Raw genomic sequence first — 9,733 nt, 5'->3', positions numbered from 1 at the left:
TAGCACAGCGCTGCACCAATACACAGTAAGATCAGACATTTCATTCCTGTTTTCATTCCGTTCCTCCATCCTGAATCATCCCCTCAAGTTCCCCTCAATTAAAAACTGCCCTCTTACTTAAAGACAACGTAAGAACTGTTTGCGGTGCTGTCCGGACTCCACACTCCCTGGGTAGCCTGTTCCTTGCCGGAATTGATATACAGACTGGCACGGTTACAACCATCCTCACGTACTGAATTGGTAATGATACCGTGAACTCCCACCGGGATCTTGACACAGGAACTGCAGTCACGCAGATTAATATGCTTTTTTTCATAGCTATCATAATAACAGCCCTTTACAATCGTGTACGTGGCGGCATATTTTTTCGGATAGCAATACACCTTTGATGTATTCCTTTTTTCTCTCCATCTCGTATAAAATGGATCTTTGTCCAAGCCCTTGACATATGAATACTCCTCATCCGTAACGTTGCCGGCTGCCGACGCGAGCGGACTGGTTGACAGCATGCTGACCGCTGTCATACTCAACACAATACCGTAACTTAACAGTTTTGTTTTATTGAATCTCATATTTTCCTCCATTTCTCATGCAGAAACTTTATATTTTCTGCAGTATCGTGTACTTCCATAGCATATACAGACCTAATATGCTATAATTATCGTGTGTTCTTTTAATCTGCGGTACAGAGGGTCTGTTCTCAAGTACTGCAGATTTCTTGGCGTAATAGCAATACGCCCATGTAGATTTCTAAATCTACTCCCCTGTGTGATGCCGTAACTCTTCTGGCAACATTGGCTCATAACATCTGCCTCGACAAGGCATGTTTGCAAAAATATTTCACATTGCCACTATAGCATCCGCATTATCCGGTTTCAATAACTTGGCGTTGAATTGCGTTTTTTTGGCGTTGAATAGTTTTTTTTAATATTGACTTTTCTATTACAGTGGCTATATTTTAAGAATATAATGAACTTACAACCATGTTCGTATGCTCCACATTATACCCACAGGAAGGACGTTAAAAATGATTCACAGATTATCAGAACTATTGACACAGTATTTTATGAAATATGGACAAGCTACAGACAAAGCAGAAGTATATATATACGGCATTGAATGTTTTATCAGTGAATTTATTGGCAATTTATTATTATTAATTGTAGCGATACTTTGGCACCAGATCTCAGCTATGATCATATGGACGCTCAGCTTTTTCTTGATACGAACACAACTTGGAGGATTCCATTGTAAGACACACTTTAGCTGCCTGTGTCTAAGCACCAGCATTGGCATATTTTCCTTATTGATCAACAGATTTTGGCTGTATCATCCCTCTTTCTGTATCCCCACATATATTGCCTGCCTGTTCATTATCTACCACTTTGCTCCTATCAGGCATCCAAACCATCCTTTATCTGCTAATCAGATCCAACATGCCAGAGCAAAGTGCCTACGTAATTTTTTTGTTCTATCCGTACTCAGTGTAATATTATACCTTTGCCATTTACCTTATTATAGCTCCATCTGCTCTGGCATTATCGGTTCCTGTATTTTAGCACTCATGAGCCTCAAAAAACAGTTTCTTACTAAAACTGATATGTTAATATTATGATTCCCATAATTCACAGTCACAGTCCCAAATTCATCGCCGTCAATTGACTTATGTAAATACATATGCTAATATGTAGTTATTACATATATAAGATATAGTTAAGGAGTACTAATTTATGATAGAAACTATTTGGGAAATAATGGTAAATCTATTAGAGAGTACAATATTTATCCTATTCTTCACACGAATATTTTCCGTACGTCCGATATACACATCTTATCGACACTTTGGAATTTTCGGTGCTATTATTATAGAAACGGCTATTACGTGTTTTTGTAATATAAATAATATGAACTATGGTTTTGTTCAACTATTGTTGTTATTATTTGATTTACTATTACTCCTCGCCTTATTTGATGGCTCACTTGCTAAAAAGGTGTATGTATCCATACTCCCTACGTTGATCAGTTTGATTGCAGATAAGCTTTCCTTTTCATTATGTGATCAACTATTTGCATCGACACTACGCTCATTTGATCTAGGGGGTGATCACCGTTATTGTTCTACTTTCGTGTATTTACTAATATGTGCTTTATTTTGTATATTGTTTGCAAAATTAATGAAAGCAGACTTAATGATGTCCTCTTTTTTATACGCTGCAACATATATAACCAGTATACTTGGCGTGATCTGTTGCAATATATTATTAGATATCCTGATCACTTATGAAAAAAATATCCCACAAAATATATTTTTTCGTCTTCAGGGAATCAGCTTTAGTGTCATGATAATAATCCTGTTTATGATTCTATTGATCTTCCAGATCAGTGCTACTAATAAACGAAATGCAGATCTAGTACAAAAGCAACATCAAGAACAAACTGTATTAGCTGAATTGCAGCATGCCAAAGAAACTGCAGATGGAATACGGGCATGGAAGCATGACTACAAAAATCATCTGTTGACTCTAAAGGGCTCGCCGCCAATCATAAAGATTCACAGATCACACAATACATACAATCCTTGCAGGACAATCTCCCGGATTATCTAAATGATGTAAATACAGGAGTGGCAAGTATTGATGCTATTGTGTCCGGCAAGATACGTTATGCCAGATCACAACATATTGAATTAAAGCATTCCCTATTGGTCAACGATAAAATGCCCTTATCTGATCTGCAATTAACAACGATTTTAGGCAATCTATTAGATAATGCTATTGAAGCATGTATACGACTGCAACATCAGGATCCCGCAGCACAACCATCTATTGTGCTATCCATGAAACCTTTCCGTGCCGCTCTGCAGATCATTGTGCAGAACACATCAACAGGTGAATATTTAACCGATAAAGATCATGCACTGCGAACCAGCAAAGCAGATACAAGTCAGCATGGTTTTGGACTACTCAATGTGCAAAAAACTGTAGAAGCTGCAAATGGGATTATAGACATCACAAAAAATTCCACTTCTTTTTGTGTGACTATTTTAATCCCGGAGAAATAGGAGAACGTATATGAAACCAGAATTAAACATAGCAATGATCGAGGATTCTCCCGCTCACTGCCAACAATTACAAACCACCTTAAACCAATGGGCCAAAGAGCAATTTGTTACATTACATACATCCGTTTTTACAGATTGCGCTTCGTGCACTCTTGATAAGATGCTTTCTTTTGATGTTATTTTTTTAGATATCGAACTGCCGGATGGCTCCGGATTAACACTTGCTCAATCTCTTCGCAATGCTAATTATCTTGGTACGATCATTATATTATCTGCCCACGAGGATTATGCACTGCAGGGATATCGCGTACGTGCCTTGTATTATATTGTCAAACCAGTCACCTTACTAGAGATAACATTCGCATTATCACCGGTGATCACACAGCTTATGGATGACTGTTATACCATTTCCATATCCAAACACGAAACAAAACAGATAAAATACTCTGACATTATAGCCTTTCGCTGTATCAAATCTTCCCATTATATTGCCATTGATACAATAACAGATTTGTATCGACAGCGAGCAACTATCAACACGCTGTGTGATGCTCTTCCTGATTATTTTCTTCAAACCAACCGTTCTACTATTATGAATATCAATCACATACAGAGTATCTCCCAAAAAGATATCACTGGAAGTAATGATCTGATCTATCCTTTATCTATAGAATATGCGGATGATGTAAAAAAACGTTGGATCCGATCTTCGAATCCCTATATTAACTGATCAGTCTCCCGGACGAAACTTTCCATTAACTGTACAATGGGTTTTGTCTGTATATTGTTTCTGCGTAGATCCCTTGAATACCGGAAGATACCGTTTTGGTTTCGCTGTATTGTAAAACAACGGATCGTAGCATTTTCCATTCACGACTGCCCACACATGCGTTCCCGAAAAACGATCACTTGTGTCCTGCGCAATAACAACACGCTTATAGCCAAGTTCCGAAGCCAAAAAAGCAAATCCAACGGACAATGTACGGCAGTCTCCGGTTTGAAAACGGTATAACGCATCTGCAGATTTCGATGTCCAGCCTTTCTTACCATCACATTTTCGTTCGGAGTAATCATAATTTTTCACAACCCACATAAAACATTTGTCCAACTTTTTGGACTGGGACATCGCTTTTTTGCGATGCTGCTTCTGAACACATTCACGAATGATCACACGCGCATGTTCCCTGGCAACCGCTTCCTTACGCTGCTGTTTTGTCAGTTTCTTACCAGATGGCGCATAACAGGTATGCTTATTCCGATAATAAGCAACACTGCCATCCAGATTCATAAAATACTGTGTTCCCTTTTTGCTATAGTCCCTGCTATACATATAGCCATGATCAATATAGTAGTATTTTCCACTAATACGGTAGATCCCGCGTTTCACTGCCAGTAAGCCCCTGGCATCAAAGGAAAATCCTCGCGCCATACCATTTTGCACGAGTTGACCATTCTTTTTAGTAAAGATAATTTTGAATCGCTTAGATCGGCATAAACCAATATCATTTACTTTACCAATACGATAATATTTATTGCCGATACGTACATGCCACCCTGCCACCGTCTGTCCATGACGATCGGTCAAATACCGTTTGCCATCCTCTTCATTTTGCTCAATGCGGTAACGCTCACCATCTTCCGACACAGTCTGTGCCGAAACCTTCGCTGTATTTCTACCACTTAACAGCATCATAATTGCTGCTGCCCCAAACGTGATCTTTATTATTTTTTTCTTGGCTGACATATCTTCCTCCATAGCGTCATTTTTATTGTTGTGTATCCATTTCTTTTACCGTGACAATATCATCCAACTGATAACAAAATCCCGGTGCAGATGCTTTCGCATTTTCTTGATATTCTTTGGTCAGATCTATCTTGTCGGAAGGATTCAACGGATTTACCCCCGTATATTTGCCATAGAACACCTTGATCTGTCCTTTGGCGAATCCATCAATCGCGCGTTTCACAGCCTTCCTGGTCCCGGGCGCTGCAATTACTTCATTCAACTCCAGCATTTGTACCCAATTGTCTGCAAGTCCGCCCCACGCATCATTCTTTTCTTTTTGTACATCCAGTTCACTTTCAATCTTTTTGCCATCCAATACCGCTTGAATCACTGCGGATTCATAAGGCTCCCAATTGACTTTGCAACCGATCAGAGATGTTGTAGGTGCCACGCTGGTCATGCCTTGATTGTAACCGACATGATACACTTCATATTTGTCGGTCTGACTCATCTCCTCACAGGCAACTGCCGGCCCTGTGGTATCTGAGTGCTGCGATATGATCACACAGCCATCTTCTATCAACGACTTTGCAATCTCCTTTTCATACGAATAACTACTCCATGTATTTGCATAGCAGACCGTCATAACTGTCTCGGGAACGACGGAACGTGCCCCCAGCAAAAAAGCCGTATATCCCGATATTACTTCCGCATAAGCATAAGCTCCAACATAACCAATCTTAGCATCTTGCGGTGTAATCTTACCTTCTGAGATCATTTCCTGCAATTTCATGCCAGCCACAATTCCAGCAATATATCTTCCCTGATATACTGCTCCCATGTAGGTATGGTAATTAGAAACAATGGGATTCTGATTCGCATTGTCCCCTGTTGCCTGACAAAACTGTATATCCGGATATTTCTTAGCTACTTCTTTCGTTGTCTTACCATATCCATAACTGGTCGCAAAGATAACATCACATTTTTCTTTTGCCAATTCAACAAGCGGTTCCTCTACTGCATTTTCAGGTACATTAAATTTCTCTACAACCTGCACCTTATCACCAAACTGATTTTCAATGCTTTTTTGTGCCCGAATAAAATTGTACACATAAGGATTACTTTCATCCCCAATATAGACAAAACCAACTTTTATCGATTCCTTTACCTGACTTTTTTGTACAACACAATGCCATACACCCGCTAAGCCAACTACCAAAATACAAGTGATCAATGCTGCCATTTTTTGTTTCTTCATGCTTCTCCCCCCTCGTATCTCTTCGACGGATCGATAATGCCCTCTTCTATCAGCGAGATCATAATTTTAACGATATTGGGATCAAATTGTGTTCCACTTCCCTTGTGAAGTTCTGATAACACATAATCCATATCCATCTTTTGCCGATACACACGATTCGAGGTCATTGCATCAAACGCATCGGCAATCCCAATAATTCTCGCATTTAATGGAATTTCCTCTCCTTTCAGCCCCTTGGCATATCCTTTGCCATCATAACGTTCATGGTGATATCTGGCGCCATCCGCCACATCCTGCACAATTGTGAAATCTTTTAGTATATCACCGCCGATCAACACATGACTCTTCATGATCTCATACTCCTCGTCCGTCAATCGTGACGGCTTATTAAGTACGGCATCCGGTATACCGATCTTTCCAATATCATGCAGCAATGCGATCTTACGCAAAGCTTCACATCGTTCTTTGCTCCAGCCCATCCGCTTTGCAATTAGCACGGAATATTCTGCAACGCGCTCCGAATGCTGGCTTGTATTCTCATCTCTGGCATCGACAGTTTTTGCAATGGCAAGAATCGTCTCATTACCCATCTGCGCCTGTTTTTTGGCTAATTCAATCTCGCGATTCTGTCGCTCGATCACGCGGTTGCTTTGCAGTCTCGTGATCAGCCATGTAAGGTACATAATGATCATAACCGCAATAATAATATAATATGCCTTAAACCACCACGTCTCCCAAAAGCGTTCCGGCTTTTCGATGGAATACGAACTGCTTTCGATCTCTTTCGTCCCTGTATAATCCAATATGGAGATTACAAACGTATAGGTTCCAGACGGCAGGTTCGTATAAACGATCGTTCCAAGTTCACTTTGTCGGACAATATTCTTTTTGTGCTCAAATCCTTTCAAATAATAACTAATGTATGGATCTTCTTTGGTGTAATTCATAAGAATCGGTGTGATCTCAATCTTATCCGCCGACTCTCCGATCGATGTCGTTTCGCTTTTACTGATATAATATTTGGTTCCATCTACCGTAATGTCATTGAGCCACATACGATAAATGGTTTTATTTTTATTATACTGTTCAATATTTACCACATACACTCCACTATTACAGGACAAATAATAGTTACCTTTATCATCGATATAATTCCAAGCGTTAGCAGTAAGTGAACCATCCAGTCCTCTTTTGCCATCGAGCAATTCATACGTGTATTTTTCATTTTGGATCAAACTGTCCTGAGTAACTATGTAAATACCTGCACTGCCTAGTATCCATACTTTACCATCGCTGTTTACCATTGCATCGTAGTTGTTCGAGTACGGAAAACCGGACAGGCTTCTGCATTCCAGCTTATCATTCATATAGCATAATCCGTTGCTGGTAATGATCAAATATCCTTTATCAAGCGCAACAATGCGCAAAATAACATCGGAAGTAAGTCCCGCTTTCATTGAAACCGTACGCTGTACCTTATTATTACGGATCACAGCAATACCACTTCCGTCACTTCCTGCTAAAATAGTTCCATCCGAACACTGCAGCATACACAGTATCTGAGGATTGCCTAAGCCGTCCTCCTCGCCGATCGTTGCCACTACTTTCCCATTTCGAATAAAATCTATTCCTGTATTTTCGGATGCTGCCATCGTCCCATCTTTCAGCTCCATCACTGTTCGAAAGCGATTGCTGATGGTTCCTTTATGCGGTCCATATTCTGTGATCTGCAGAGATGGTGTCACTTCGAGTAACCCCTCCTCTCCGGAGATAGCGATCCAAAGATGACCGGCAGAATCTACTGTCATGCAGCGGATCCTTCGTCCTCGAAGCTTGCGTGTCAATTTATTGTCACTCACACACTGTTGCTTTTCATCAATGATCTGCAGTCCATCGTCCGTTCCAATGTATATGCAGTCCTGCCATTTTGTCACTGTATTAACAACACGTTTCTCCAATGAGTACTGTCGAAAAAGATCCGTGAAGCAGGTTTTAGACAACTTTAGAAGCCCCAGGCGAGAAGATGTAAACCAAAGATTTCCCTGATAATCCATCGTCATATTGTCAATAGAACTGTTGAACGTATTCGTATCAAACGTATGAAACTTCTCTCCTTGCAAATAGCCAATACCACTTCCACTGCATACCCAATAGTTTCCCTGATCGTCCGAAGCAATACTGCTTATCTGTTGAAGATTTCCCGTTGTATAGCGTTTTATTGTTCGATATTTTCCATTAGTTTTACGGAGACGATACATTTCATTTGTCGTTGTTCCGACCAGCAGATCCCCATTGTCCATATACTTACAGCAAGTATAAAATGTTTCTGCATTGCCGGTTTTTAACGTGAACGTCTCCTTGATCATCTGATTGTTGATAATGAATAATTGTCCTGAATTATTGACAACGGCAACATCGCCAGCCTTGCCTATTGCTATAGAACGTGCATACATGATTTCCTGTAAGGTTTTACGCACCTTCAGGCCATTACTGATCGTTACGATACTTAATGCATCCGAAGTACCTATGTAATAATTTCCCTGCTCATCTTCGGCAATACAGCGGATTGAGTTGGATGCAAGATCATTCTGCACCGTCAATATGTTACTGATTTTATCTCGAACATAGATCGATACACCATTGTCATTGGTTCCGATCCATAAACGACCTTCTTCATCCTCAAACAAGCAATTTACATTTTTGACATCCTTCATATCGGACATCGTATCAAACGTAGACCCATCAAAACGATACAGCCCTGAATAAGTTCCGATCCACAAATATCCATCTTTGGTTTCTACAATATCATTTGCCTCACCACCGATCAGGCCATTCTCGCCATTATATACTGTCTGTGAATACGTCGATGTATATTTATCACCGGCTGTTGCTGCAACGCACTTCTGTCCACTGCCAATTAACGCCGCTGTAACGACAATACCGATCATTAAGGCACCTGAAGATTTCCGCTCTGCATTGCACTCGAAACGATCGCTCGTGATGATACCCAATATACCAAATATGATGCATACCGTAACCACTTTATCCGGAAAGTCCACGAGAAGCTCGGATAACACAGAGGCGATCACGACCGGAATACGATAATACCGGAACATATCAAATAAAGCATCCCCCCACAGGTTGCCGTTATACCCTTGAAAAAATATCAAGTTAAATGGTGTAGAGACAACGACTGCAACGACCGAAACAAGTGCACTGGTCGTAAAGACACCAAACCAGTCACGTATCATATGTCTGCGCATACAGATTCCCATAACGATTGCAATCGCAACGCTGGTAACTGCATACGCATAACTGGTGACATTTCTCATTCCGTACAGAATGTTATTCGTTGCACCACATAAAGCGCCAAAAAAAGGGCCAAGTAAACACGCTGACATCCCCGTGCCGATGGAATCCATCCACAACGGCAATTGCCAATCTGCTGCCAATACCTTTCCCATGTAATTTATCCCGATGCAAACAAGCATAATTATGCACGTATTGCTGACCGATCGTATTTTCTTTGTCATATTCCCTCCCATTTCGTCCCATGCAAACATTACAGCATTTGTAACACTGTATTCCCGAATACCAAACTTCCGGCATTTCGTTTATGAGACCACGCGTATCACTATAATCTTGCCTATTATATCACGTAGCCTAAAACAAGTAAATGCTATCGCGG

Annotated in this window: 7 protein-coding genes; 3 read left to right on the top strand and 4 right to left on the bottom strand. The window is 40.4% G+C overall.

The genetic code is table 11. The features are described 5' to 3' along the window. Nucleotides 1–113: 113 nt before the first annotated feature. Nucleotides 114–572, bottom strand: coding sequence for a DUF2712 domain-containing protein (locus tag DW981_RS11100; RefSeq protein WP_118507766.1), 459 nt, complete (start codon nt 570–572; stop codon nt 114–116). Nucleotides 573–1,730: 1,158 nt separating this feature from the next. On the opposite strand from DW981_RS11100, the gene DW981_RS11090 reads away from it, so the two are divergent. The 3 genes from DW981_RS11090 to DW981_RS11080 are packed head-to-tail and all read left to right on the top strand — an operon-like array spanning nt 1,731 to nt 3,791. Next, a complete protein-coding gene (locus DW981_RS11090; protein WP_118507764.1) occupies nt 1,731–2,606 on the top strand; it encodes a hypothetical protein in 876 nt (291 codons plus the stop codon). A 17-nt stretch (nt 2,607–2,623) separates the two neighbouring features. Then, nucleotides 2,624–3,061, top strand: coding sequence for an ATP-binding protein (locus DW981_RS11085; RefSeq protein ID WP_118507763.1), 438 nt, complete (start codon nt 2,624–2,626; stop codon nt 3,059–3,061). 10 nt (nt 3,062–3,071) lie between these two features. Further along, on the top strand, nt 3,072–3,791 hold the full coding sequence (locus DW981_RS11080; RefSeq protein WP_118507762.1) for a LytTR family DNA-binding domain-containing protein: 720 nt from the start codon (nt 3,072–3,074) through the stop codon (nt 3,789–3,791). On the opposite strand, the gene DW981_RS11075 is transcribed toward DW981_RS11080, so the two are convergent. The 3 genes from DW981_RS11075 to DW981_RS11065 are packed head-to-tail and all read right to left on the bottom strand — an operon-like array spanning nt 3,792 to nt 9,509. Next, on the bottom strand, nt 3,792–4,805 hold the full coding sequence (locus tag DW981_RS11075; RefSeq protein ID WP_182434244.1) for a transglutaminase domain-containing protein: 1,014 nt from the start codon (nt 4,803–4,805) through the stop codon (nt 3,792–3,794). It abuts the gene before it with no gap. A gap of 22 nt (nt 4,806–4,827) precedes the next feature. Continuing rightward, on the bottom strand, nt 4,828–6,045 hold the full coding sequence (locus DW981_RS11070) for a BMP family ABC transporter substrate-binding protein (protein ID WP_118507760.1): 1,218 nt from the start codon (nt 6,043–6,045) through the stop codon (nt 4,828–4,830). Continuing rightward, entirely contained in the window at nt 6,042–9,509 is a 3,468-nt protein-coding gene (locus DW981_RS11065; protein WP_182434243.1) for an HD domain-containing phosphohydrolase, read from the bottom strand. Before DW981_RS11065 ends, DW981_RS11070 begins: the two co-directional genes overlap by 4 nt. Nucleotides 9,510–9,733: the final 224 nt, after the last annotated feature.

Source organism: Clostridium sp. AM49-4BH (assembly GCF_003478335.1).
Classification (GTDB): Bacteria; Bacillota; Clostridia; order Lachnospirales; family Lachnospiraceae; genus Butyribacter.
Note: the sequence above shows the minus strand (reverse complement) of the source record. Positions and strands in the feature narration are given on the sequence as shown.